Origin of the sequence: Candidatus Allofontibacter sp., assembly GCF_040404065.1 — a bacterium.
In the GTDB taxonomy this organism is placed as follows: domain Bacteria; phylum Pseudomonadota; class Alphaproteobacteria; order Pelagibacterales; family Pelagibacteraceae; genus Fontibacterium.
In genome coordinates, this window is the sequence record NZ_JBBAJM010000001.1 from 165001 (window position 1) to 190841 (window position 25841).

Consider the following 25841-nt stretch of genomic DNA (forward strand, 5'->3'; position numbering starts at 1 on the left):
TTTTATTAAATAAATTTTTTAAGCTCGTTAAGAGAGATAGATTTATCGTAAATAGCCTTGCCAATAATAACACCATCAAAACAATCCTCTTTAAGTAATTTTTTTATATCGGTAATATTTGAAATTCCCCCTGAAACTACTAGCGGAATATTAATTTTTGATACTATCTTTTTAAGCTGAGAAAAATTAACACCTGTCTTTGTTCCATCTCTATTAATGTCTGTATAAATAATTCTAGAAACGCCAAAATTTTCTAATTTTTTTGAGAATTCCATAACCTTTATTTTTGTTTGTTTAACCCAACCCTTAATAGCTAAAAAATTGTCTCTAACATCAAGTGCAACAGCTATTCTTCCCGGGAATAAATCACATGCTTTCTTTAAAATTTTTGGATTTTCTATGGCCATCGTTCCAACGACAATTGTCGAAACACCATTTTTTATCCAAAAAGATATTTGTTTTAAAGTTCTGATCCCGCCTCCTAATTGAACTTGCAAGTTAGTTTTTTTAATTATCTTAATAATAACTTCTTTATTTTTAGATTTTCCTTTTAAAGCACCATCTAGATCTACAAGATGTAAATCAGTAAAACCTTTTTTTTTAAATTCGATTGCCTGGTTATAGGGGGAAGAGTTAAAAATAGTGGTTTTACTAAAATCACCTTTATAAAGTCTAACGCACTTTCCATCTCTTAGATCTATTGCAGGAAAAATTATCATTATAAATTCCAATTTAAAAAGTTAGATAATAACTTAATCCCATTTTCTTGACTTTTTTCAGGATGAAACTGTGTACCAAAAATATTTTCTTTCAAAAGAGCAGCTGTTATTGGTTTTTCATAATCGGTAGTGCAAACAACATTATCAATATTTTCAGCTTCAAATGCATAGCTATGAACAAAATAAAAATGAGATAAATTTTTTATATCTACAAATAAATCATTTTTTTTAGTAATATTAACTTCGTTCCATCCCATGTGAGGTAATTTTAAATCTTTATTATTTAATTGTATTTTTTTTACCGAACCTTTAATCCAACCAAAACCTTGGGTAACTTCTTCTTCAAATCCCTGATCTGAAAAAAGTTGCATGCCAACACAAATGCCAAAAATTGGTTTTTTTTTAATTAAAACGAATTCATTAATAGAGTCCCACAATCCAGATATATTTTTTAATCCCAAAACACACTGTCTATACGAACCTTGTCCGGGCAATATAATTTTGTCAGAATCTAAAATATCCTTTGGATTATTTGATATTTTTATATTTAATTTTTTATTAATTTTTGCGGCTGCAGCCTCTAAAGCTTTTGAAACAGAGTTAAGATTCCCAGTTCCATAATCAACGATTGATACATACATTTAAAAAATCTTTAAAGTATTCCTTTAGTTGAAGGCAAACTGTCAGAAGCTCTTGCATCTTTTTCTAATGCAATACGCAATGCTCTTGCTAAGCCTTTAAAGCAAGACTCAATAATGTGATGACTGTTATCGCCATAAATATTTTCTATATGCAAGGTAATGCCTGCACTCTGAGAAAATGCTTGAAACCACTCTTTAAAAAGCTCAGTGTCCATTTCTCCAAGTTTTTCCACCTTTAATTTTACTTTCCACACCAAATAAGGTCTGTTTGATATATCTAAGGAAACTCTTGTTAATGTTTCGTCCATTGGAATATATGCATGGGCATATCTTTTTATACCTTTTTTATCTCCCAATGCTTTAGCAATAGCCTCTCCTAAAACAATTCCAGAGTCTTCTGTTGTGTGGTGTAGATCAATATGCAAATCGCCTGTTGCTTTAAAATTTATATCTACCAAAGAATGTTTTGATAATTGTTCAAGCATGTGATTCAAAAAACCAATGCCAGTATCTATTTTGTATAGACCTTTTCCGTCCAAATTTACTTCTGCTTCAATAGAAGTTTCTTTAGTTTTTCTATTAATGTTTGCAACTCTCATATCAATTAATCTATATATAGAAAAAGTAAGCTTATCAATAAATTAGCTTTGGTAGCTTAATAAATGCTGCTTATAATCTTTTTTTTAATCTTAATAAAAAAGCACCTGAACCACCCAAGTTTTGATCCGGCTCTTCTATTGAATTAACAATTTCAAAAAAGTTGTCTTTTATAAAATTAGGAATAGCATATTTTAATAAGCTAAGATCTTCTGATAAATAAGGATTCTCTTTAACTTTAGATCTTAATCCTTTCCCAGTAATAACCAAAATATTTCTCAGATCTTTTTCATAACAACTTTCGATAACCACTCGAATCTTCTTAAAAGCTTCTTCAAGAGTGAAACCATGAAGATCTATCTTAAAATCAATATGGTCGTTCTTTTTATTCTCCTGTTTGAAAATTTTAGGAATTTCGCCTTTATCACCTTCTAAAAATTTTTCATTTTTAAAATCTTCCCAAGCCTTAATGTCTTTGGGGTCGAAGGAATTATTCTTTACCATGCACATCCTGTGCAATTTCTGTTAGATGCCAAGTAGGATCTTCAGAGTTAAGGTCTCTTGAAAAAATCCAAACATCGTTGACTGTTTGAATTTCCTCTGGGCTTCCTTCTACAATATTATTATCTTTGTCTTTGACGCAGGATATAATCTCACTAATGAATCTGGTCTTAACTGTGTAAAAAGTACCCTTTTTATCTATGTTCTCTATTTTTGCTTTTTTAATGCCAATAAATGTAAATTGATTAACATATTTTTTGTTTTTTCTTTCATCGAGAACACTAACAAAATTTTTAAATACTTCAGATGAAGTTAAATCTTTTAAAGTTGTTTTGTCAGCTGCTGCAAATGCATTAACTATCATTTCGTAAGCTGCTTGAGCACCTTTTAGAAAGGTCTCTTCTTTAAATTCTTTTGAATTAATATTTTCTTCAACTTTATTTGAATGAGCATCTTCAAATTGAGCCTCGACTACAGAGGTATGTTTGGCTCTAATAGCGCTATCTTCTGCGCCTTTACCAAGCACGCTTCTAAGTCTTAGAATAATAATACCAGCAACTATTGCTAATAATACGATGTCTATATATCCAAAATTATCATTCATTTAATAGTATTTTAGATTAAATAGTTCAAAAATAATACATCTAAATTTAGATCGAATTAGATGATATTTAATATAAAAATAAAATTATATTTTTAAGATGGAAATAGAGATTAAAAATAATTCTAGATATCAAATCATCGCGCACTACATAAAAGATCTGTCTTTTGAAATTCCCTCTTCAGAGTCTTTTGTAAACGCCGCGCAGAATCTTGATAAATACGAAGCAAAAATTGATATATCAAACAAGCCATTGAAAAATGGGATGCTTGAACTAAATTGTAAAATTTTTTTTGAGGCTCCTAAAGAAATTATAGATAAAATTCATGCTGAAATATGTATGGCAATTATATTTAAGATTATTGATACTCAATTAAACTCTGAAGAGATAAAAAGAATTATTCTTGCTGAAATTCCAGATTTATATGGAAAAAAAATGACAGATCTTATTACTGATTTATTCCACAAATCAGGATTTAAAGAATTTAAATTTAAAAAAGATATTAATTTTGCAGAACTTTACGAGCAACAATTTTCTAATCTAAAGCAAAAGAATTAGAAATATTTTTTTTTAAAAATTTTTTATATTCTTCCATTTGTTCTTCTGAAATCTTGTTAACTATTCCATCACCTTTTATGCCAACTAATCTCTGTTTATTATCAAAATTTTGATCATTTGAATTCAAATCAAGTGTAAGTTCTTTTTTGTCGACCAGTTCAATATAAACTTTAGAAAGTAGGTGGCAGTCTAATAATGCGGAATGTTTTTCTCTTGCTTCAATATTAATCTTAAATCTTTTACATAAAGCATCTAAACTATTACCAACGCCGGGAAATTTTGACCTTGCAATTTGGAGTGTATCTACAATATCGGATTTTAAAATAGACTTAAGATTTAGTCTTTTAAATTCGTTATTTAAGAAACCAAGGTCAAAGTCAGCATTATGAATAATAAGTTTTTTATTTTTTATAAAATTAATAAAATTTTGGGCCACATCCTTAAATTTAGGTTTTGTTGCCAAAAACTCATCGGAATATCCATGCACTCTAAAAGCATCTTCCGAAACTTTTATTCCTGGATTTATAAAAGAATGAAAAATATTTTTGGTTGGAATGTAATTACTAAGCTCAACACAAGCGATCTCGACTATCCTATCCTTTTCTGCAGACAAACCTGTAGTTTCAGTATCAAGTATAACTTCAATCATTTAATATAATTTTATTAATAATATTTTTTATTTGCAATTTAACTTTGTTTTTAGAATTGTTAAAAACCACAAAATTAGCATAAGTTTCTTTTATCTTCTCACTAAACTGCTGTTTTCTTAATATTTTTAAAAACGATTCATCTAAATTCTTTCTTTTCGAGATTCTATTATTAAAAACTTTTGGTTTAGTCTTGATAAAAACAAATATATCAACAAATTTGTTTAATTTATTCTCTATTAAAAGAGGAATATCCAAAACAACTAATTTTTTATTTTTATTTTTTACTAAAAATTTAATTAATTCTTTCCTAACTAATGGGTGAATAATTCTATTTAAAATCTTAAATTTTTTAGGGTATTTTTTAACAAACTCCCTAAGATCATCTTTGCTTATTCTGTTCTTATAAAGCTTTAGTTTAAAATACTTAGAAATCTTCTTGCTTACAATTTTATTGCTTTTATAGATCTTAGCCACTTCTGCATCTGCGGAAAAAATATTAAATCCAAAGTTTCCAAAAATATTAGCGACAAAAGATTTACCAGAACCAATGGATCCTAAAATTCCAACTCTAACCATTTATTTTCTTTCTTAATTTTTTATAAATATCTTTATTTACTTCTGGGTTTTTTTTATTCCATATAAAGAAGGCTCTTTGAGCCTGGTAAACAAACATATCAAGACCTGTAAATGTGCGATGTCCATATTTTTTGGCATCCTTCAAAAACCTTGTATTTTCAGGGTTATAAACTATGTCAACAACGTTAATTTTTTTATTAAAAATATCAAAATTAAATCTTAAGTCCTTATAACCAAGCAGTCCAAGACTTGTTGCATTAATAAGAATTTGCACTTTTGCAAAAACTTTTGGATATTCATTCCATTTAACCGGCTGGACAATTTTCCCGAATTTTTTTTTCACAGGCTTTAATTTAGAAAATGTTCTATTTGTTATATAAATTTTTTTTACTCCTCTTTTGATTAAAGAAAGGATTATAGAAGGGGTTACCCCTCCAGCACCTATAATTCCTGCAACTTTGATCTTTGTTTTAACTTGTTTTAAAATTCCATAAGAGAAACCATAAACATCGGTATTGTCACCAACTAATTTTTTTTTTTCTAGATAAACGGTATTAACTGATAAGGTTTTTAAAGCATCACCTTTTAGAATATTTAAAAATTTAATAACTCTACTTTTAAAAGGTATGGTTACATTAAGACCTTCGATTTTTTTTCTTCTTACCTCGTTTAAAATATTTTTTATCTTGGTATGATTTATTTTTAATTTTTTATACTCACAATTTAATTTAAGTTTTTTAAACCAATAATTATGCAAAAAGGGAGATAAAGAATGTTTTATTGGGTTACCAATAACTAAAAATTTTTTTTTATTTTTCATTTATTTTATAGTAATTGATTAATTGCTTAATTGGCATTCCCATAACAGAATATTCGTCTCCTTGGATTTGTTCAAATAATTCTTTGCCCTGGCCCTCAATTTGGTAAACACCATATTGTTTTATTGTTTCCAAACCCACTTTATCTAAATAGTTTTTAATAAATTCATCTGACAATTTTTTCATTTTTAAAATGACTTTTTCAGTATGCATCCACATAACCGCGTTATTTTTACTTAAACAAATAGAGCTAAATAGAAAATGACTATTTCCATTTAACTTTTGCATTAAATTAACGGCTGATTCCATATTCTCTGGTTTGTTAAATATCTTACCTTTAAAATCCAAAACCTGATCGGCACCCAAAACCATATCATTTATAAACTTGCTGCTTATTTTTTTTGCTTTTGTTTCTGCGAGAGCTCGTGAAATATCAAAAGAAGTGAACCTCTCATTTAACAATGAATTTTTTATTTCATCCTCATCTATGCCTGCCGGAATAACTCTAACATTAAAACCATGATCTTTTAATATTTTTAGCCTTATCCCGCTTGCGGATGCTAAAATTATATCTTTCATTAACTGTTTTTTATTTCGTATATCTTTATGATTGAGGCTGCAATTTCTTCAACTGATTTTCTTGTAACGTCAATTGTTGGAATGTTGTTTATTTTAAAAATTTTTCTACTTTCTTCAAGCTCATCTTTGATTTTATCTAGATCAACATAAGAGGTGTGCTTATCTTCACTTAAAGTGTTAAGCCTATTTTTTCTTATATCAACAAGCCTGTCTGGATCAGCCACAAGCCCCACTATTGTTACTTTTTTATTTTTTAAAACTTCTTCCGGTATCTTTTGGTTCGGAACCATTGGAATATTCGAGGATTTAAAGCCTTTATTCGCAAGATAGATAGTAGTCGGCGTCTTGCTTGTTCTGCTAATTCCTAAAATAATTATATCTGATTCCAAAATAGTTTCTAATTTCTGCCCATCATCATGCTCGATGCTAAACTGCATTGCTGATATTTTTTTATAATATTCTTTATTTAAGGCGTGTTGACCGCTGGGTTTATGATTTGCTTTTCTATTTAAAACCTCTTCAAATTTGGGAATTAAATAATCCAATACTCCAAAACAGGGGATTTTATTTTTTTTTGTTTCTTCTATTAAAACAGAGGTGATGGGGATCTCGACTAACGTATACAAAATTATTGGATTTCCTAATTTATGACACTTATCTAACAATGTTTTAATTTGGGCCTCAGTCCTAACAAAAGAGAAATGGTGGAGAGTGTTATTAAAATTTTCAAATTGCGCTTTTAGTGCCAAAAATATCCTATCTAGTGTTTCCCCGGTTGAATCTGAAACTAAAAAAACATTATATTTTCTGTTCATGGATATGTGGATAAATGTTTATAAACGTAGTTTATACACTTGTAGTTTTAAAATTAACAAGCATTAACACTTAATAAAATATTGTTATTGAATTAATAACATTAATAACTTGTTATTTTTAATTTTTAATATCGTTAATAACTTTAGATAATTGTTAAAATTACAAAGTTATTAAAGAAAATTCATTAACAACAAAGTGTTAACAAAGTGTTAATAAAAACATAAACACATTACTAACAGAACCATATAATACTACTATTTTAACTAATATTTATTAATGAGTAGTTTGCTTAACTGTCTTTTACATAAAGAAAAAAATTTACCTATTTGGTTTATGCGCCAAGCAGGCAGATATTTACCAGAATATCAAAAAATAAGAAAAAAAAATAAAGATTTTATAAAATTTTGTTTAAATGTGAATGACGCTATGACCGTGTCTTTACAACCAATAAATAAATTTGACCTAGATGCTGTTATTATTTTCTCAGATATTTTATTAATATTAAATGCGACAGGACAAAAAGTAGAATTCAAAGAAAACATTGGTCCAATTTTACATAAATATAATTCAAATAAATTTTACAACTTAAAAGATAAAGAATTTACTAATAATTTAACCAACGTTTACAAAATTTTAAAAAAAATAAAAAAAAACATACCACAAGAAAAATCTTTAATAGGATTTGCAGGAGCACCCTGGACACTATTAGTCTATATGCTTAACCAAATGTCACCAAAAAAAAATATAAATTTTTTAAAAAAAATAAAAAAAAAAGAAATAATAAAAATAATTAAAAGATTAGAACATTTAATTTTTATACATTGTGAAAAACAAATACAAGCAGGAGCAGATATTATACAACTATTTGATAGCTGGGCAGGTTTAATAAAAGAAAAAGACCTAAAAGAGTTTTGTATCAACCCAAACAAAAACATAGTTAGTAAAATAAAAAAAAAATACCCAAACAACCCAGTAATTTGTTTTCCAAAAGGAATTAATAAAAATATTAATTATTTTATAAAAGAAGTAAAACCGAACGGCATCAGCATCGACCACGATATCGATCTTAATAAACTAGACTTAACCCAAAATATAACTTTTCAAGGTGGGTTGAACCCAAAGTTTTTATTAGGGAGTAATAAAAAAATGTTCAAAGAAGCAAAGAGATATTTAGATTTTTTTAAAAACAGGCCGTATATTTTTAATTTAGGACACGGAATATTGCCACAAACAAACCCCAACAATGTTAAGAAGTTGGTTGATTTTGTGAGGAGTTATAATTTATGAGTTTTGATTTGGAAAAAATTAATCACCCTAAGATAAAGTTTGGCAAAACAGGGGTGTTGCTCGTCAATCTTGGCACACCAGACACCACTGGTTGGTGGGACATTAGAAAATATTTAAAAGAGTTTTTATCAGACAGGAGAGTTATAGAACTAAACCCGATTATTTGGCAAATAATTTTAAACTTATTTATATTAACCTTTAGGCCCTCAAAAACAGCTCATGCTTATAAAAAAATTTGGATGAATGACATTAACCAATCGCCACTTAGGTATTATACGGATAGTCAGGCAAAAAAATTAAAGAACAAAATTGGAAGCAATAATATTATCGTTGATTATGGAATGAGATATGGAAATCCAAGTTTAAAAAGTAAATTAGACTTTTTAAAAAAAGAGGGTTGTGAAAAAATTATTATTTTTCCTTTATACCCACAGTATGCATCCGCAACTACAGCAACCGTTTGTGACGAAGTTTACAGAAACTTGATGGACATGAGATGGCAACCGGGCCTGCAGGTAATACCTCATTATGAGAGCGAACCTCTTTTTATCGACGCTCTTGTTAAAAGTATAAAAAAAAAAATATCAGAGATAAAATGGAAACCAGATTTAATTATCGCTTCTTACCACGGCGTACCAAAAAAATATTTTACAAAAGGAGATCCCTACCATTGTTATTGTCATAAAACGACAAGACTAATGAAAGAAAAATTTAACGAGATCTCAATCGAGACAACTTTCCAGTCGCGTTTTGGTCCACAAGAATGGCTACAACCTTACACTGATAAAACTTTAGAAAAGTTACCAAAAGAAGGAAAAAAAAATGTACTAGTGATATGCCCAGGATTTTCATCGGACTGTGTTGAAACTTTAGAGGAGATGGCCATTCAGGGCAAAGAAAGTTTTTTAGAAAGCGGCGGTGTAAACTATGACGTCGTTCCTTGCTTAAATGACAATGATGACCATATAAAAATGATGGAGTTTATTGTTAAAAAATATTTAATTAATTAATGAGTCTTTATTTAACTTTAAAAGCATTACATGTAGTAGCCGTCATTTCTTGGATGGTCGGCCTTTTATATTTGCCTAGATTATTCGTGTACCATGTTGAAAATAATAATTTTGAATCTGTAAAAGTTTTTAAAATTATGGAAAAAAGATTAATGAAAATAATTATGAACCCGGCGATGATTGTTACTTGGTTAACAGGCTTGTCAATCTTGTGGGTTCTGGGATTTAATACTATCTTTTCTTTGTGGTTATCGATCAAATTTTTATTTGTAATTATTCTTTCCGGGTATCATGGTTTTTTATCTAAATGTTTGAAGGATTTTGCACTAGATAAAAATACTAGAAGCTCAAAATTTTTTAGGTTTATAAATGAAATACCAACTATAATACTGATAATCATTGTTTTTTTAGTTATCTTTAAACCCGCTTGAAATATAAGTTAATAGCTGTTATATTATTTTCCACACCTAAAGTTTCACAAGACAATCCCAAAACACAATGAATTTACAAGAATTAAAAAATAAAACTCCAGCAGATTTAATTTTAGAAGCTGAAAAACTTGGCATAGAAAACCCAAGCACAATGCGTAAGCAAGAAATCTTGTTTGCCATTCTTAAAAAATTTGCAGAAAAAAATGAAAAAATTACTGGAAGCGGAGTTCTAGAAACTTTGCAAGATGGCTTTGGTTTTTTAAGAGCTACAGAGTCAAATTATTTGCCAGGACCAGATGATATTTACGTAAGCCCAAGCCAAATTAGAAGATTTGGTCTTCGCAAAGGAGACACGGTTGAGGGTGAGATTAGAGCGCCAAAAGATTCAGAAAGATATTTTGCTCTTTTGCAGGTTAGTAAAATAAATTTTGAAGATCCTGAAAAATCTAGAAATAAAATAAACTTTGATAACCTAACACCTTTATATCCAGACGAACGTATTAAGTTGGAAGTAGAATCTAATAAAGCAGATAAGAAACCAGATTTAACAGCAAGACTAATAGACCTTGTGACCCCAATTGGAAAAGGACAAAGAGCTTTAATTGTATCGCCTCCAAGAGCAGGAAAGACAGTAATACTTCAAAACATTGCCCATTCAATTACGGCAAATCATCCAGAAATTTATTTAATAGTTCTGCTTATTGACGAAAGACCAGAGGAGGTTACGGACATGCAACGTTCTGTTAAAGGCGAAGTGGTAAGCTCAACATTTGATGAACCGGCAATGAGACACGTTCAAGTAGCGGAGATGGTTATTGAAAAAGCAAAAAGATTAGCAGAGCACAAAAAGGATGTCGTGATTTTGTTAGATTCAATTACGCGATTAGGAAGAGCATATAACGCTGTTGTTCCAAGTTCAGGAAAAGTTTTGACAGGTGGTGTTGATGCTAACGCTTTACAAAGGCCAAAACGATTTTTTGGAGCTGCTAGAAATATCGAAGAAGGCGGATCACTTACAATTATTTCAACAGCATTAATTGAAACAGGTTCAAGAATGGACGAAGTTATTTTTGAAGAATTTAAAGGAACGGGTAATGCCGAAGTTATTCTAGATAGAAAAATTGCTGATAAGAGAATTTTCCCAGCGATTGATATTACCAAATCTGGTACTCGAAAAGAGGATTTATTATTTAAGAAAGAAGATCTTCAAAAGATGAATGTTTTGAGAAGATTAATAGCGCCTATGGGCAACATGGAAGCAATAGAATTTTTAATTGGAAAATTAAGAGAGACAAAAAATAATGCTGAATTTTTTGACTCTATGAATAAGTCTACTTAATTAGTGAATTCTTCTTTCAGAATCTGGATTATTCCCAAGGATATAAAAATTTATTATTTGATTTATAAGTAGATTTCTTTCAAGCACTGTTTTTGCCTCAAGCAAACCTTGTTTTTCGCTAACAGAAAAAGGACATATCATTGATAAAGAATTTATTAATTGATCGGCTTCAACTTTTTCTACAATTTTCCAATCCGTAGATAGATGGTGGATTTTAAATAGCTTTCTAGCCTTATCTATTAATTGTAGCACATCAATTTTATCATTAAATTTTATTTTTTCTAAATCATCTAAAAATTCATCATAGGTTACTCTAAATTTTCTATAAGGAAGATCTGTCTGTGCTTCATCCAAAACTCTAAATCTAATTAAACCTTTTAAATTTATTAAATACCTACCATCAGCTGTTTTTGTGTGGGTATCTATTTTTCCAAGACAACCAACGCTAAATACCTCTGGTTTTTTTGGATTATTACTTTGTTTAGTTTGGATCATACCAATCATTTTATTTGATGCTAGAGCATCTTCGATCATTTTTTTATATCTTGGCTCAAATATATTTAATGGCAAAATTGTATTTGGAAAGAACACAGCATTTGCAAGTGGGAAAATAGATATCTCTTGAGGAATTTCTTTTTTATTAAGAGTTTTCATTATGAATGAATATAGTGTTTAATTTGATTTATTCAATTTCACTTTTCAATTGATTAAAATTTATTTTTGTTTAATTTCACTGAATTATTAAGCGGGTGTAGCTCAGTGGTAGAGCGAATCGTTGCCAACGATTAGGTCGTGGGTTCAATTCCCTTCACCCGCTCCAAATCAGCAGTAAAATATCTTTAATCTGATATAAGAAAGTAATTATGGAGCTTCACAAAAAAAAATGCGTTCCTTGTAGAGGTGATATTCCTCCTTTCACCAAAGAACAGATTGATGAATATTTAAAGTATTTAGCAGACTGGAAAGTTCAAATTAACGATACAAAAGCGTTTTATTTAACAAGAGTTTATAAATTTTCTAACTTTGAAAAAAGTTTAAGTTTTATAAATAAAGTTTCAAATATTGCTGAAGAAGAGGGTCATCATCCAGATTTAAAATTTGGATGGGGCTATGCTGAGATTATTATATTCACCCATGCAATTAATGGACTTTCTTTAAGTGATTTTATCTTGGCCTCTAAGATAGATATGATTAGTGTCTAAAGTTTCTAATTCCAGTAAACACCATGGCAATTCCAGCTTTATCAGCCGCCGCAATTACTTCATCATCTTTGATAGATCCACCTGGCTGGATAACAGCTTTAATTCCAATTTTTATAAGTTCGCTTAATCCATCGGCGAATGGAAAGAAAGCATCTGAGGCTGCAACACTTCCTTTTATTTCATTTGCAAAAAATTGATTAGCGTTTTCACAGGCAATTTTGCTTGAAGCTAATCTATTAGTTTGTCCAGCTCCAATACCAAGAGTTTTGTTATTTTTCGCTATAACAATGGCGTTAGATTTTACAAATTTACAAACTTTAAATGCAAAAATTAAATCGTCTAATTCTTTATCCGTTGGTTTATTTTTAGTTACAAACTTTAATTCTTTTTTATTAATTTCAATTTGATCTTTGTCTTGAATTAAGAAATTGTCCCCTAAAAATGTGTAAGATAATTTGTCTTGCTCTTTAATATTTTCTAAAGAAATTAATCTTAAGTTTTTCTTTTTCTCAAAAATTTCTAAGCTTTCTTTAGTAAAACTTCGTGCAATAATAACTTCATAGAATGTTTTGGTAATTTCACTTGCCAGTTTTTCGTCGATTTCATCATTAAAGCTGACGATACCCCCAAAAGCACTGATTGGATCGCTGCTAAGGGCTAATTCGTAGGCTTTTAAGGCATTTTCTGCGGTAGCACAGCCACAAGGATTGTTATGTTTAACAATAACGCATGAGCTATCATTTTCGCCAAGTTCTTTAGATATAGATACAGCTGAATACATATCTAAGTAATTATTATAGCTAAGCTCCTTACCCTGGAGCTGTTTGATTTTTGATAAGAAATCATTCTTGTAATTAATTTTGTAAACAGACGCTTGTTGATGAGGATTTTCTCCATATCTTAATTTATCTTTAAGATGCCCTGTAATTGTAATTTTTTTTGGAAATTTATTATCTGTAAATCCATTCATCCAATTAGATATTACAGAGTCATAATAAGCAGTTTCAAGAAAAGCATCCGTTGCAAGTTTCTTTCTAAAATCAAACGATGTTGATCCTTGGTTATTATTTAACTCTTTGATTAAATGTGAATATTGATCTGTGCTTGAGATGACGGTGGTAAATTTAAAATTTTTAGCAGAAGATCTAATCATTGCAGGTCCGCCGATATCAATATTCTCAATCATAGTGTCAAAATCTGCTTTTTCTAAAAGTTTTTTTTCGAATGGATAAAGATTAACGATGAGTAGATTGATAAGTTCTATATTTTCTTTTTTAATTTGATTTAAATGGTCTTTATCATCGCCTTTTGCAAGAAGACCACCGTGAATTTTCGGGTGCAATGTTTTAAGTCTGCCATCTAATATTTCAGGAGATTTCGTATATTCTGAAATTTCAGTACATTCAAACCCAAGATCTTTAATAAATTTATAGCTTCCACCTGTACTAATAATTTCTACATTATTTTTTTTTAAACATTCTAGTACTTCTTTTAAATTTGTCTTATCTGAAACAGAAATTAAGGCTTTTTTAATTTTGATAAGTTGCATGAAGAAGCATTTGGTATACGATTTTTATTTGGCTTTTTCTAGATGCCAAATAATATTTGTGATCTCATTTTCTATATTTCCTTCAAGAAGAATAAATGAAGTCTCTTTAATATTGCTTGAATCGCCGAAATAAAGATTTTTTTCAATTTTAGTTGGTATTTGAGGGCTTCTAAAGATCCAGCCATCACCTTCAGGCGAACTTAGTAGAATGTCATTACCCATAGTTTTTGTTATACGAATATCTGGGTGAATATGAAATCTCGCACTAAAACTTAAATTATTATTCTCCAAGTCTTTGCAGCATAATGTATCAATTCCCTCAATATGATTTTTATTTTTGAATAAAGTTATTTGACGTTCGTGCAATGTTTTAAATCTTTTTTCATAGCCGTTATGAGCAACAATACATTGAATGTATTCTTTCTCATTTTTAAATTCTTTTTTATAAATTGAATGTTTTTCAATGAGAGAATTTCCAAAGTATTTTCTAATTTGAGTATTTTTTTGAAAGATACAAGAAGAGGTATCATTAACTGTCAATGTTGATTGAGCGGCTGTTGATGAGCTTAAATAAGACAATTCTTCGCCAAGATTTTTGCCAGACCCAGAATTACAAATAAATTTTATTCCATTTGAGGAAAGTTCAAATGATAAGGCGCCAGCTTGATAGTTCTTTGAATATAGAGTTGATGCCGGATTGTTAGCATCAATGAATAATTCAATTTTTTTTGATTTAATTTTTGCATAACCACAAAAAATATTATCCATGTCACTAAATTCATATCCTCTAGATTCTAAAAACTCATAAAATTTTTCGGTATTCACGTGGTTTGCTCCATTAAACAAAGGAATGTCTCCATTAGAAAATCTCAAGAACTTAAAACAGATACCAAGAGCATTAATATAACTATTAATAAAAGCAGGTGTTTGTTTTTGAGACAAAATTAGCCATTCTTTAATCAAAAAAAGAAAATATAAAGTCCAATATAAATCTTCTGGATTTTTACTTTTTACAAAACCGTCTTTATTTATAAAATTATTAAGTTCATTCTCTAGATTATTAAGACCAGATCTAGTGTAGTCTTCATATTGTTCAAAAGAATTTCCAACTAATATTATTGCAGCTAAAGATTTTATTTTCTCAACGCCAGGCTCAACAAGATTTATATTTTGGTATAAGTGTTTTGTTTGTTTAACAATATTGTTTATGACTTTGCTTCTAAAAATAAGATCACTATTTTTAAATATAATTTCATAACTTGATATCCAAAATATTAAGCGCATAGTTAAGGTATCAAGCGACCAATATTTATCATTATAATTTGCAAAATTATTGATCCATTGATCAACAATTAAGCAGGCTAATTCTTTCTCGGTTTTAATATTAAGAGCGGGTAACCATGAAAAATTGTGAAGTTTGTTTATTTTATTGTCTTCAAGATTAGTAATTTTCCAGATGTTTGTTGTAAATTTTCTGACACTATTAAGGATAACGGCATCATTATTAATAAGATCTTGAATTAGAAAAATATTTGAAGATTCAAAAATACGGTGAGGTTGAATACCACCAAGCGATATATTGTAACTTGAACTACTAAATTTTTTCTCTCGCGATCGTTCTTGAAATCGTTTTTTTAAAGATAAAAGATAAAGATTAAATGTATTAAAGTTTGACACTTAAGCACAATTTCTTAATTTAAGAATATTCTCTTTTAAGGAACCGCCTGCAAAAATAGTTGTTCCGGACACTAGAATATTAGCACCCGCTTTTACAGCAAGAGGCGCCGTTTCGAAGTTTATGCCACCATCAATTTCAATATCAATCTTTAATTTTTTCTCATTAATTATCTGTCTTAATTCTTTAACTTTTGGAAGAACTTCGCTCATAAAACTTTGACCTGCAAATCCTGGGTTAACGCTCATAATTAAAATAAGATCAATTTCATTAATCACATCCATAAGAACACTAATAGGTGTTTTTGGATTAAGAGAAACCCCAGCTTTTTTCCCTAAGGATTTAATTGTTTTTACTGCTCTTTTAAGATTATCCGTTGCCTCCGGGTGAATAGTAATTATGTCAGAACCTGCATTTGCAAAATCTTTAATATATTTTTCGACAGGAGAGATCATCAAATGCACATCAAATGGAAGTTTTGTGCATTTCCTAATCATCTTAATAATAGGAGGGCCCATAGTAATATTAGGGACAAAGTGGCCATCCATAACATCAACGTGAATTAAATCTGCGCCAGCTTTTTCTAAACTTTTAATTTCTTCACCTAGAATACTAAAATCAGCAGATAAGATAGAAGGCGATATTTTTATATTTTGTGTCACTAGAACACAATTAAATGAATTTAAGAAATTTGAAATGTTTTTTTTGGTATAAAAAAAAGGCCCCTAAGTATTTAAACTAGGGGCCTTTTATTAAACGAATAATTCGTTTTTAAATGCTTATTTTTCTAGGCTTACGTTTCTCTGTTCTTTAATAAACAAAGTTCCAATTACAAATGTTCCTACTGCAACAATGATTGGATACCATAGACCGTAGTAAACATCGCCCTTTAATGCCACCATAGCAAACGCTGTAGTTGGTAGTAACCCACCAAACCATCCGTTTCCGATGTGATAAGGTAAAGACATCGATGTGTAACGAATTCTAGTTGGGAACATCTCAACTAGTAACGCAGCAATCGGTCCATAAACCATAGTCACATAGATAACTAAGATAACTAGTATTGCTAAAACCATTGGCTTATTAATTTCCTCAGGATCAGCTTTCACTGGGTAACCTGCACCATTAACAGCCTCTGTGAATTTAGCAGTAAAGTCAGCAGCTGCAGCTTTTGGATCAGCTACTTTCTTCGCATCATAAGATTGGATCACTTTGTCACCAATTTTGATTGAAGCAGTAGTTCCAGCAGGAGCACTTGCGTTAGTATAGTTTACTGATCTTCTAGCTAAACTTGCTTTTGCTATATCGCACGAACTTGTAAACGACTTCGTTCCTGTCGGGTTAAACTGGAACTGACAATCATTAGGATCAGCAGTTACAACAACCGGAGCAGAATTAATAGCAGCTTCAAGTTTTGGATTAGCATAGTGCGTCAAACCTTTGAACAGCGGGAAGTAAGTAATAGCCGCAAGCAGACATCCTGCCATGATTATTTTCTTTCTTCCGATGTTGTCAGACATGATACCAAAAACGATAAAGAACGGAGTTCCAATCACTAATGATATTGCAATCAAAATGTTAGCTGTAGCACTGTCAACTTTTAAAGTTTGAGTTAAGAAAAACAGAGCGTAGAATTGTCCAGTATACCAAACAACTGCTTGACCTGCTGTTAATCCTAAAAGAGCTAAGATAACTATTTTAGCATTTTTCCACTGAGCAAAAGATTCTGTAAGTGGTGCTTTTGATCCTTTACCTTGTTTCTTCATTCTTGCGAATACTGGAGACTCATTCATTGCTAAACGAATCCAAACAGAAATACCAAGAAGAATTGCAGATAATAAGAATGGTATTCTCCATCCCCAATCAGCAAACTGTTCTTCACCAAGATACGTTCTTACTCCAAGAATAACTAATAGAGATAAAAATAATCCTAATGTTGCAGTTGTTTGAATGAAAGATGTAAAGTAACCACGTCTATCATCTGGAGCATGTTCAGCTACATAAGTTGCGGCACCACCATATTCACCTCCCAGAGCAAGACCCTGAAGAATTCGAAGTGAAATTAATGCTATCGGAGCAATCACTCCAACTTGAGCATAATTAGGTAGAACACCAACTAAGAATGTTGCAAAACCCATGATGACAATTGTTACTAGGAAAGTATGTTTTCTTCCTACTAAGTCACCTAAGCGTCCAAATAAAATCGCTCCAAATGGACGAACAATAAAACCAGCAGCAAAAGCTAACAAAGCAAAAATGAATGCTGTGTTAGGATCTGTACCAGCGAAGAACTGCTTAGCAATAATTGCAGCAAGTGAGCCGTATAAATAAAAATCATACCACTCAAATACAGTTCCTAGAGAAGAGCCTACAACGACTAGGCGTTCTTCTTTCGTGAAACCACGTGAACTCATTAAACCCCCTTATTTTTTTATTAGTATCGAACCCTAGCTGAAATAATTATTTATATAAAGTCATTTTTTACTTTGAAATTCGCTATTTACTTCATTAACAGTAGAGTTGGTTATAAATAAATCAACTAACAGTTGTTGTATAAGATTCTATGAAGGAAAAATTTAAAAAACAAGCAGAGCAGGCATTAAAGGAAGCGGCACTAAGAAAAAAAAATAATTCAGGAAAAAAAAGACCAAAAGAAGTTAATGGTCCAAAAGGTTTAGAGCCAACTCGTTATGGCGACTGGGAGACCAAAGGAATTACTTACGATTTTTAATTTATTTATTTAATCTATTATCAATTAAACTTTGCACAACACTCGGATCCGCAAGTGTAGAAGTGTCGCCTAAATTTTCAAATTGATTTTCAGCAACCTTTCTTAAAATTCTTCTCATAATTTTTCCAGATCTAGTTTTAGGTAGTCCCGAAGTGTAATGAATAAGATCTGGAGTTGCTAAAGGCCCAATAATTTTTCTAACCAAATCTTTTAATTCTTTTGTTAGAGCATCGGACGCTATCTCGCCTACTTTTAAAGTTACATAACAGTATAAACCTTGGCCTTTAATATCATGCGGGTATCCTACAACCGCAGCTTCAGCAACTTTTGGATGAGCGACAAATGCACTTTCAATTTCAGCTGTTCCAAGATTGTGACCTGACACAATAATCACATCATCTACTCGACCTGTAATCCAATAGTATCCATCCTCATCTCTTTTGCAGCCATCACCAGTAAAATATTTGCCATCGTGCTGTGAAAAATAAGTATCAATAAATCTTTGATGATCTCCGTATACAGTTCTCATTTGTCCTGGCCATGAATCTCCAATGCATAGTCTACCCTCACATGCATCACTAAGTTCATTTCCTTTTTCATCAACTATTACAGGAAGTATTCCATAGAATGGTTTTGTTGCTGAACCAGGTTTTAAATCAATCGCACCGGGCTGAGGTGATAAAAGAGCCGCTCCAGTTTCCGTTTGCCACCAAGTATCAACTATTGGACAACGAGAATCTCCAACAACTCTATGGTACCAAAGCCAAGCTTCGGGATTAATAGGCTCACCAACGGAACCTAAAAGTTTAAGTGATTTTCTGCTTGTTTTTTTTACCATTGCATCACCTTCTCGCATTAAAGCTCGAAGTGCAGTTGGTGCTGTATAGAAAATATTTACTTTATGCTTGTCTATAACCTGCCAGAAACGACTTGCATCAGGATAACTCGGAACGCCTTCAAACATTAAAGTTGTTGCCCCATTTGATAGAGGGCCGTAGACGATATAACTATGACCTGTTACCCAACCAATGTCTGCCGTACACCAATAAATGTCTCCATCCTTATAATTGAAAATATATTGGAACGTCATTGAAGCATAAACTAAATATCCACCCGTTGTATGCAATACTCCCTTTGGCTTTCCAGTTGATCCAGATGTGTAAAGAATAAACAAAGGATCTTCTGCATTCATTTCTTCGGGTTTGCAAGTGGTAGACATTTTGTTAGTTAATTCGTGATACCAAATGTCGCGCTTTACATCAAAAGATACATTGCCCCCCGTTCTTTTAAGAACAATACATTTTTTAACATCAGGACATTTCTTTAATGCTTCATCAATATTCTTTTTTAATGGAATAACCTTTTGTCCTCTTAATCCCTCATCAGCAGTAATTACGAATTCTGATTTACAATCTAATATTCTATTAACAATAGAGTCTGGCGAGAAACCTCCAAATATTACAGAGTGAACTGCTCCAATTCGAGTACAAGCGAGCATCGCATAGATGCCCTCCGGAACCATCGGCATATAAATAGTAACCCGATCTCCTTTTTTAATTCCAATTTCTTTTAATCCGTTTGCAAGTTTACAAACTTCATCACTTAATTCTTGGTAGGTAATATTTTTAGATTCTTTTGGATCGTCTCCTTCAAAAATAATTGCTGTTTGTTTTGCCCTTTTAGGAAGATGTCTATCGATACAATTATAAGAAACGTTCGTTGTTCCGTCATAGAACCATTTGATCGAAACTTTTTTTGTGCTGTAAATTACGTCTTTGATTTTTGAATAAGGTTTAAACCAGTGAATTCTTTTTCCTTCTTTTGCCCAGAAGTTTTCATTGTCCGTGATAGACTCTTTATATTTTGCTTCGTACTGTTCTTTGTTAACGTATGAATTTTTTGCCCAATCAGCTGGTACTTTAAAAAGTTTATCGCTCAATGCCCCTCCTTATTTTTATTAAATTCTACCCATCTTACATATTATTTTCCAGCTTTTTGAATCTATAGACATTACCGATAATCTGCTTTGTTTTATAAGGGGTAAATGAGAAATTTGCTTATTCCCCTTTATATCAGCAAGTGATACTGGCTCATTTAAGTCTTGAAAATAGCTTAATTGAACTGCTACGAATTTTTTCTCTTTATCTGTTGGATCGGGAAATGCTGATTTAATAATTTTAACTATGCCTATAATTTTTTTATCTTCATTAGAGTGATAAAAAAAACAAAGATCACCTATTTGCATTTGTTTTAAGTAATTAGCAGCTTGATAATTTCTAACCCCATTCCAAACGGTTCCTTTAGAACCTGCTTTTTTTTGATTATCAAAAGACCACACTGATGGTTCTGATTTTACTAACCAATAGTTCATAAGATTTTTTTTGTATTTTTAAGCAGTGTCTGTGTCAAAACAAAGCCAAATTTAGTTAAGTAAATCAATGATTTTTTAAAATGAATAATTTGATTTTAGTATTTAACCCCAGCCCCCTTTAAAAAAGGTGCCTCAGGATCCAAAGGCCATCTTGGTTTTGCAAGAACCTCAAGATTATCTTCAATTCCACTTTTAAATCTTTCAATACCAGCCCAGGCAATCATCGCGCCATTATCGCTACATAATTCTGCTGGCGGAAATAAATTTTCAAAATCCATTTCTTTACTTAGTTTTTCTAAATTTTTTCTAATGCTATGGTTTGCCGCAACACCACCAGAAATTACGAAAACTTTTTTAGCTTTTTTGTATTTAGAACTAAATTCATTCATCGCAACTTTGCATTTAGAATATAAAATTTCATTGATTGTTCTTTGAAAAGAAGCTGCAAGATTTTCTTTGTCTTTTTCTGTTTTGATTTTTGGTAATAAATTTAAAATTGAAGTTTTAAGTCCAGCAAAAGACAAATTACATCCAGGATGATTTAAAATTGGTTTAGGTAAAATATAAGCCCTTTCATCACCATGCTTTGCAAGCTTTTCAAGTTTCGGCCCACCTGGAAATTCAAGTCCAATCATTTTTGCTGTTTTGTCAAAAGTTTCTCCAAGAGCATCATCAATAGTTGTTCCAATTCTTTTGTATTTTCCAATACCTTCGACTATTAAAAATTGAGTGTGTCCTCCGGATACAAGAAGCAAAAGATAAGGAAAGTTTATTTTTTTAAAAATTCTTGCTGTTAGAGCATGACCCTCAAGATGATTAATTGCTAAAAATGGTTTTTTTAAAATTCCTGCAATACTTTTTCCTGCACTCAAACCAACCATTAAACAAACTAAAAGACCGGGCCCCGCTGTTGCTGCGACACCATCTAATTCTTCAAAATTACATTTACTATCGTCTATTGCTTTTTTAATAATAAGATCAATTTTTTCAGCATGGGATCTTGCTGCATTTTCAGGAACCACCCCCCCGAATTTTAAGTGTTCATCGACTTGGCTCGAGACAACATTGGATAGTATTTTAACACTTCCATCTTTCTCTTCTCTAACAATAGAAGCTGCAGTTTCGTCGCAACTAGTCTCGATTCCAAGAAATGTTAAATCTTTTTTCATAGATGTATTGAGTGTGATCACCTGTCGCTATAAAAAGTAGCGATAATATATAACAAAATGTTATTAAATCAGCAAAATGTTAAGAAATAAAAAAATTATTATCGGCACTAGAGGCAGCAGATTATCTCTTGCTCAAACTGAACATTTTAGAGACGAGTTACTGCTTGCTTATCCAGGAATTAAATCAGATCAACTGGTTATCAAAATTATAAAAACATCTGGTGATAAATTTAAAACAGAAAACTTAGGAATGATGGGTGGCAAAGGCCTATTTGTTAAAGAACTAGAGGAGTGTTTGCTTGAAAAAACAATCGATGTTGCGGTTCATTCTCTTAAAGACGTGCCAACTTTTTCATCAAATAAATTATCACTCGCTTGTTTTTTAAAGAGAACAGATGAACGTGATGCTTTTTTATCTCCCGTAGCAAACTCATTCTTAAATTTAAAGCCAGGCTCTACTATTGGTACTTCCTCAGTAAGAAGATTTGCTCAATTAAAAAGATTAAGAGATGATCTAAAAATTATTCCAATGAGAGGAAATATCGACACCAGAATAAACAAAATGAAAGAGGGAATTTTTGATTCAATTATACTTGCAGCATCAGGGTTAAAAAGACTTGGATTTCATTCGGAAGTAAAACAGTATTTTGAAAAAGACGTAGTAATCCCATCTGCCGGACAAGGAATCATAACTGTTCAATGTAGAGATGAAGATTCAGACATTAAGGAAATTTTAAAAGCAATAAACGATAAAGAAACACAAATTTTAGCAGAGGCAGAGCGTTCATTACTAGAAGTGCTAAATGGTGCATGCGATACTCCAGTTGGAGCTAATGCTATTATTAATGATGAAGGAGAATTATTTTTGCAGGCAGAATTATTATCTTTAGATGGCTCAAAATCTTTTAGAGCACATAAAACTGGAATTGCTGAAAAAGCAAAAAGCATAGGAATTGATGTGGCTGAAGAAATTTTATCTAAGGCTGGAGACAATTTTATTATTTCGGAGACAAAACTTGCACATACTATTCACAAAAAGTCAGAATAGTTCTGAAATTTTAATTAAAAGATTCGCCGACAAAGGCCATCGCATTACTAATTTTTCAATACTAAACATAAAACCAATAATAATTCCTGATATTAATTTTAAATATTTTACCGTAGTTATTTTTACGAGCTCTAACGCTGTTCAGAATTTAAAAAATATAAAAAATGTAAGTCATCTTAAATGTTTTTGTGTTGGAGAAGAAACCGCCGCGGCTGCCAAAAAAATTGGATTTTTGAATATTCAAGTTGCGGGAGGAAACTATATTGAACTTCGTGATCTTATTTTTAAAAGTTGTGACAAAGCTAAAGAAAACTTTATCTATGTTAGAGGAGAATTTATATCCAATGATTTAGAGGGAGATTTTAAAAAGCGGGGTTATAATTTAAAAAGTGTTAACAATTATACTGCAGAACCCAATTTAAATATTGATCATCAGTTAATTGAAGATTTAAAGAATAAACTTATAGATGTTATTTTTGTTTACTCAAAAAGAGCAGCAGACCAATTGCTAAAAATAATTTTGAATCACAAAATTATGAATGATTTAGACAATTGTAGTTTGAATTGTATTAGCATTAATGTTGCAAATACTTTAAAAAGACTAAAGTGGAAAAGAATTAAAATTTTTTCATCAGGAGAAGAAGAATTATCTTTATTATAATTAAGGGATTTTTTAGTGATTATAGACGGAAAAAAGTTTGCAAAAAAATTAAGACATAAGATTAAAAAAGAAATTCAGTCTATAAAAAGGAGGACTAGATTAAGCCCGGGTCTAACGGTTATTCTTATTGGTAATAGCACCCCAAGTGAAATTTATGTTAAAAATAAAGAGCTTTCAGCAAAAGAAGTGGGCATTAATTCAAAGGTTTTAAGATTTAAAAGTACTATTTCAGAGGCAAAACTAACTTCAGTTATTCATAAATTAAACAAAGATAAAAAAGTACACGGTATACTCGTTCAGCTTCCTCTGCCTAATCACATTAACGGCTCTAAAATTATAGAAGAAATTGATCCAAATAAAGACGTAGATGGTTTCCATGCAATCAATGTTGGAAATTTGTCCTCAGGAAAAGATGCCTTAGTTCCGTGCACTCCACTTGGATGTTATTTAATGATTAAAAATGTTCGTAAAAATCTTTCTGGATTGAATGCGTTTATTATTGGCAGATCTAATTTAAATGGCAAACCGATGGCTCAATTATTATTAAAAGAAGATTGTACAGTTACTATCGGTCATTCAAAAACAAAAAATTTAAAAGAATTATGTAAAAAAGCAGACATTGTTGTTGCTGCGGTTGGTAGAGCAAATTTAGTTAAGGGTGACTGGATTAAAAAGGGAGCTATCGTAATTGATGTTGGAATTAATAGAGTTGAGAAAAAAGGTGGCTATAAAATAGTAGGAGATGTTGATTTTAAATCTGTCGTAAAAAAAGCAAGAGCTATTACTCCAGTGCCAGGAGGCGTAGGTCCCGTTACTATCGCCTGTCTTCTAAGTAATACTTTAAAAGCTTTTAAAACAATTCATCATTTTAAAAAATAGATTATGAAATTGAAAAAAATTTATATTGTTGTTTCTGTAGTTTGGGTTTTAATGATCACATCGTTACTTTCAGTTCGTTTTTTTGGATGTTTTAATGAACCAGAAAAAATTAATGACAGCTTGAGTCATTGTTATAATTACTCTTTTACCAATGAAATTATAACTTTAATTATTTTAATTGTATTTTTATTTCCCTTATATGCTTTGGTGCAAAAATTAAGAAAGTATGTGGAGAAAAAATTACTTTCTAAGAAGTAGTGCGTTTTTTCTAATAAAATTTTCTACTCTTTTTTTATTAAAACTTTTGTTTTCTTCGAAAGAAACGTTTTTCATAGAGTAAATACTTTTATCAGAAACTCTTGAAACAACACTTACGTTGCCTTTATATATTTTTAATTTAATTTTTCCTTGAACCCTAGATCTTTTTTGGTCAATAATTTTTTGCAATTTTAATCTTTCTTTTGAATACCAAAATCCATTGTAAATTAACTCTGCAAATCTTGACATTACGGCATCCTTTTTATGAGCTGTTTCCTTGTCTAGCGTAAGAGATTCAATTGCTCTATGTGCGAATAAAAGAATAGTTCCACCTGGTGTTTCATAAACTCCTCGAGACTTAATTCCAATAAATCTATTCTCAACAAGATCCACTCTACCCACGCCATTTTTTCCACCAATGTTATTTAAAATAGAGAGTAATTTACTTGGAGAATATTTTTTGTTGTTAATGCTAATAGGATCTCCATTCTTAAAACCAATAGTAACGTAGGAAGGTTTATTAGGTGCTTTTTCAGGAGAAACAGTTCTTTGAAATATAAATTCAGGAGCTGGTTTTGAAGGATCCTCCAAAACTTTCCCCTCTGTTGAAGTGTGAAATAAATTATCATCAACCGAGAATGGTGGTGCACCTTTTTTATCACTTGGCACAGGAATATTATTTTTTTTAGCATATTTAATCAGATCGCTTCTTGATGCAAAATCCCAATCACGCCATGGAGCAATGATTTTAATTTTTGGATTAAAATAATAGTACGCAAGCTCAAATCTCACCTGATCATTACCTTTGCCTGTTGATCCATGAGATACAGCATCTGCTTTAAATTTTTTTGCAATTTGAATTTGGCGTTTTGCAATAAGCGGGCGCGCAATAGAGGTTCCAAGTAAATAAATTCCTTCATACAGGGCGTTTCCTCTAATCATTGGAAAAATGTAATCTTTTACAAAAACATCTTTTAAGTCTTCAATAACTATATTTTTAACGCCAAGATTTGTTGCGTTTCTGATTATTTTTTTTCTGTCAATTTCCTGACCAAGGTCGGCAGTGTAAGCGATAATTTCTGCGTTATAGTTTTCTTGTAACCAACGTAAAATGACCGAAGTATCAAGACCTCCAGAATAAGCTAAAACAATTTTTTTAACTTTTTTTTTCATT

30 protein-coding genes and 1 tRNA gene are annotated in these 25841 nt (G+C 30.8%); 12 read left to right on the forward strand and 19 right to left on the reverse strand.

Annotated elements, in window-relative coordinates; translation table 11 throughout:
* Window positions 1–5: 5 nt before the first annotated feature.
* The 5 genes from hisA to AC8IG9_RS00850 all read right to left on the reverse strand — a co-directional run bounded on the left by hisA (window position 6) and on the right by AC8IG9_RS00850 (window position 3062).
* Complete coding sequence (gene hisA / locus AC8IG9_RS00830; protein ID WP_507424933.1) at window positions 6–719, reverse strand: 1-(5-phosphoribosyl)-5-[(5-phosphoribosylamino)methylideneamino]imidazole-4-carboxamide isomerase; 714 nt, start codon at window positions 717–719, stop codon at window positions 6–8.
* Entirely contained in the window at window positions 719–1360 is a 642-nt protein-coding gene (hisH, locus tag AC8IG9_RS00835; protein WP_507424934.1) for an imidazole glycerol phosphate synthase subunit HisH, read from the reverse strand. Before hisH ends, hisA begins: the two co-directional genes overlap by 1 nt.
* 11 nt (window positions 1361–1371) lie before the next feature.
* Complete coding sequence (hisB, locus tag AC8IG9_RS00840; RefSeq protein WP_507424935.1) at window positions 1372–1959, reverse strand: imidazoleglycerol-phosphate dehydratase HisB; 588 nt, start codon at window positions 1957–1959, stop codon at window positions 1372–1374.
* Between the two features lie 70 nt (window positions 1960–2029).
* The gene (locus AC8IG9_RS00845) at window positions 2030–2461 is read right to left on the reverse strand and encodes a Smr/MutS family protein (protein WP_507424936.1); all 432 of its coding nucleotides are present in this window, start codon (window positions 2459–2461) and stop codon (window positions 2030–2032) included.
* Complete coding sequence (locus AC8IG9_RS00850; protein WP_507424937.1) at window positions 2448–3062, reverse strand: Tim44/TimA family putative adaptor protein; 615 nt, start codon at window positions 3060–3062, stop codon at window positions 2448–2450. Before AC8IG9_RS00850 ends, AC8IG9_RS00845 begins: the two co-directional genes overlap by 14 nt.
* 97 nt (window positions 3063–3159) lie before the next feature.
* Here AC8IG9_RS00850 and AC8IG9_RS00855 point away from each other — a divergent pair, with 97 nt between their 5' ends.
* On the forward strand, window positions 3160–3618 hold the full coding sequence (locus AC8IG9_RS00855) for a protein-export chaperone SecB (protein WP_507424938.1): 459 nt from the start codon (window positions 3160–3162) through the stop codon (window positions 3616–3618).
* Here AC8IG9_RS00855 and dnaQ read toward each other — a convergent pair.
* Genes dnaQ through AC8IG9_RS00880 form a run of 5 tightly spaced genes read right to left on the reverse strand, consistent with a single transcriptional unit; the run spans window position 3596 to window position 7056 of the window.
* On the reverse strand, window positions 3596–4267 hold the full coding sequence (gene dnaQ, locus AC8IG9_RS00860; RefSeq protein ID WP_507424939.1) for a DNA polymerase III subunit epsilon: 672 nt from the start codon (window positions 4265–4267) through the stop codon (window positions 3596–3598). The two genes, AC8IG9_RS00855 and dnaQ, sit on opposite strands and share 23 nt — an antisense overlap.
* Window positions 4260–4844 carry a dephospho-CoA kinase gene (coaE, locus tag AC8IG9_RS00865; protein WP_507424940.1) on the reverse strand — a complete coding sequence of 195 codons (585 nt, stop codon included), beginning with the start codon at window positions 4842–4844 and terminating at the stop codon, window positions 4260–4262. Before coaE ends, dnaQ begins: the two co-directional genes overlap by 8 nt.
* On the reverse strand, window positions 4837–5664 hold the full coding sequence (aroE, locus tag AC8IG9_RS00870; protein WP_507424941.1) for a shikimate dehydrogenase: 828 nt from the start codon (window positions 5662–5664) through the stop codon (window positions 4837–4839). The genes coaE and aroE overlap by 8 nt, the downstream gene beginning before the upstream one ends.
* Complete coding sequence (locus AC8IG9_RS00875; RefSeq protein ID WP_507424942.1) at window positions 5654–6241, reverse strand: nucleoside triphosphate pyrophosphatase; 588 nt, start codon at window positions 6239–6241, stop codon at window positions 5654–5656. The genes aroE and AC8IG9_RS00875 overlap by 11 nt, the downstream gene beginning before the upstream one ends.
* Window positions 6241–7056: a pyruvate, water dikinase regulatory protein gene (locus AC8IG9_RS00880; RefSeq protein WP_507424943.1), complete on the reverse strand. Its 816-nt coding sequence runs from the start codon at window positions 7054–7056 to the stop codon at window positions 6241–6243. The genes AC8IG9_RS00875 and AC8IG9_RS00880 overlap by 1 nt, the downstream gene beginning before the upstream one ends.
* Before the next feature lie 277 nt (window positions 7057–7333).
* Between AC8IG9_RS00880 and hemE the strand changes: the two genes are divergently transcribed.
* From hemE to rho, 4 genes are all read left to right on the forward strand, one after another.
* On the forward strand, window positions 7334–8344 hold the full coding sequence (gene hemE / locus AC8IG9_RS00885) for a uroporphyrinogen decarboxylase (protein WP_507424944.1): 1011 nt from the start codon (window positions 7334–7336) through the stop codon (window positions 8342–8344).
* Entirely contained in the window at window positions 8341–9354 is a 1014-nt protein-coding gene (gene hemH, locus AC8IG9_RS00890; RefSeq protein WP_507424945.1) for a ferrochelatase, read from the forward strand. The genes hemE and hemH overlap by 4 nt, the downstream gene beginning before the upstream one ends.
* A complete protein-coding gene (gene hemJ, locus AC8IG9_RS00895) occupies window positions 9354–9785 on the forward strand; it encodes a protoporphyrinogen oxidase HemJ (RefSeq protein WP_507424946.1) in 432 nt (143 codons plus the stop codon). Before hemH ends, hemJ begins: the two co-directional genes overlap by 1 nt.
* A 67-nt stretch (window positions 9786–9852) precedes the next feature.
* Window positions 9853–11124 (forward strand): transcription termination factor Rho, encoded by a 1272-nt coding sequence (rho, locus tag AC8IG9_RS00900; protein ID WP_507424947.1) that lies wholly within the window; start codon window positions 9853–9855, stop codon window positions 11122–11124.
* Here the strand turns inward: rho and AC8IG9_RS00905 are convergent, their stop codons facing one another.
* Window positions 11125–11778, reverse strand: a complete 654-nt coding sequence (locus AC8IG9_RS00905) for an LON peptidase substrate-binding domain-containing protein (RefSeq protein WP_507424948.1) — start codon at window positions 11776–11778, stop codon at window positions 11125–11127.
* A gap of 91 nt (window positions 11779–11869) precedes the next feature.
* Between AC8IG9_RS00905 and AC8IG9_RS00910 the strand changes: the two genes are divergently transcribed.
* Together AC8IG9_RS00910 and AC8IG9_RS00915 are read left to right on the forward strand one after the other, a co-directional pair.
* A tRNA-Gly gene (locus tag AC8IG9_RS00910) sits at window positions 11870–11944 on the forward strand.
* 43 nt (window positions 11945–11987) lie between these two features.
* On the forward strand, window positions 11988–12326 hold the full coding sequence (locus tag AC8IG9_RS00915) for a 4a-hydroxytetrahydrobiopterin dehydratase (protein WP_507424949.1): 339 nt from the start codon (window positions 11988–11990) through the stop codon (window positions 12324–12326).
* On the opposite strand, the gene purH is transcribed toward AC8IG9_RS00915, so the two are convergent.
* The 4 genes from purH to AC8IG9_RS00935 all read right to left on the reverse strand — a co-directional run bounded on the left by purH (window position 12316) and on the right by AC8IG9_RS00935 (window position 17964).
* Window positions 12316–13875: a bifunctional phosphoribosylaminoimidazolecarboxamide formyltransferase/IMP cyclohydrolase gene (purH, locus tag AC8IG9_RS00920; RefSeq protein WP_507424950.1), complete on the reverse strand. Its 1560-nt coding sequence runs from the start codon at window positions 13873–13875 to the stop codon at window positions 12316–12318. The genes AC8IG9_RS00915 and purH overlap by 11 nt on opposite strands.
* A 24-nt stretch (window positions 13876–13899) precedes the next feature.
* Window positions 13900–15552, reverse strand: a complete 1653-nt coding sequence (locus AC8IG9_RS00925; RefSeq protein ID WP_507424951.1) for a heparinase II/III domain-containing protein — start codon at window positions 15550–15552, stop codon at window positions 13900–13902.
* On the reverse strand, window positions 15553–16212 hold the full coding sequence (rpe, locus tag AC8IG9_RS00930; RefSeq protein WP_507424952.1) for a ribulose-phosphate 3-epimerase: 660 nt from the start codon (window positions 16210–16212) through the stop codon (window positions 15553–15555).
* A 117-nt stretch (window positions 16213–16329) separates the two neighbouring features.
* Window positions 16330–17964, reverse strand: a complete 1635-nt coding sequence (locus AC8IG9_RS00935) for an MFS transporter (RefSeq protein WP_507424953.1) — start codon at window positions 17962–17964, stop codon at window positions 16330–16332.
* Between the two features lie 149 nt (window positions 17965–18113).
* Between AC8IG9_RS00935 and AC8IG9_RS00940 the strand changes: the two genes are divergently transcribed.
* The gene (locus AC8IG9_RS00940) at window positions 18114–18281 is read left to right on the forward strand and encodes a DUF1674 domain-containing protein (protein WP_507424954.1); all 168 of its coding nucleotides are present in this window, start codon (window positions 18114–18116) and stop codon (window positions 18279–18281) included.
* Window position 18282: 1 nt separating this feature from the next.
* On the opposite strand, the gene acs is transcribed toward AC8IG9_RS00940, so the two are convergent.
* The 3 genes from acs to tsaD all read right to left on the reverse strand — a co-directional run bounded on the left by acs (window position 18283) and on the right by tsaD (window position 21821).
* Complete coding sequence (gene acs / locus AC8IG9_RS00945) at window positions 18283–20220, reverse strand: acetate--CoA ligase (protein WP_507424955.1); 1938 nt, start codon at window positions 20218–20220, stop codon at window positions 18283–18285.
* A gap of 18 nt (window positions 20221–20238) precedes the next feature.
* Window positions 20239–20652, reverse strand: coding sequence for an EVE domain-containing protein (locus tag AC8IG9_RS00950; protein ID WP_507424956.1), 414 nt, complete (start codon window positions 20650–20652; stop codon window positions 20239–20241).
* A 95-nt stretch (window positions 20653–20747) separates the two neighbouring features.
* Window positions 20748–21821, reverse strand: a complete 1074-nt coding sequence (tsaD, locus tag AC8IG9_RS00955; RefSeq protein WP_507424957.1) for a tRNA (adenosine(37)-N6)-threonylcarbamoyltransferase complex transferase subunit TsaD — start codon at window positions 21819–21821, stop codon at window positions 20748–20750.
* Window positions 21822–21897: 76 nt separating this feature from the next.
* Here tsaD and hemC point away from each other — a divergent pair, with 76 nt between their 5' ends.
* From hemC to AC8IG9_RS00975, 4 genes are read left to right on the forward strand one after another with little or no spacing between them, the layout of a single operon-like run.
* On the forward strand, window positions 21898–22869 hold the full coding sequence (gene hemC / locus AC8IG9_RS00960; protein ID WP_507424958.1) for a hydroxymethylbilane synthase: 972 nt from the start codon (window positions 21898–21900) through the stop codon (window positions 22867–22869).
* Window positions 22838–23530: a uroporphyrinogen-III synthase gene (locus AC8IG9_RS00965; RefSeq protein ID WP_507424959.1), complete on the forward strand. Its 693-nt coding sequence runs from the start codon at window positions 22838–22840 to the stop codon at window positions 23528–23530. The genes hemC and AC8IG9_RS00965 overlap by 32 nt, the downstream gene beginning before the upstream one ends.
* A 15-nt stretch (window positions 23531–23545) precedes the next feature.
* Window positions 23546–24409, forward strand: coding sequence for a bifunctional 5,10-methylenetetrahydrofolate dehydrogenase/5,10-methenyltetrahydrofolate cyclohydrolase (locus AC8IG9_RS00970; protein ID WP_507424960.1), 864 nt, complete (start codon window positions 23546–23548; stop codon window positions 24407–24409).
* Window positions 24410–24412: 3 nt separating this feature from the next.
* Window positions 24413–24667 carry a hypothetical protein gene (locus AC8IG9_RS00975; RefSeq protein WP_017972066.1) on the forward strand — a complete coding sequence of 85 codons (255 nt, stop codon included), beginning with the start codon at window positions 24413–24415 and terminating at the stop codon, window positions 24665–24667.
* On the opposite strand, the gene AC8IG9_RS00980 is transcribed toward AC8IG9_RS00975, so the two are convergent.
* Window positions 24650–25840 (reverse strand): argininosuccinate synthase, encoded by a 1191-nt coding sequence (locus AC8IG9_RS00980; protein WP_507424961.1) that lies wholly within the window; start codon window positions 25838–25840, stop codon window positions 24650–24652. The two genes, AC8IG9_RS00975 and AC8IG9_RS00980, sit on opposite strands and share 18 nt — an antisense overlap.
* Between the last annotated feature and the right edge of the window lies 1 nt (window position 25841).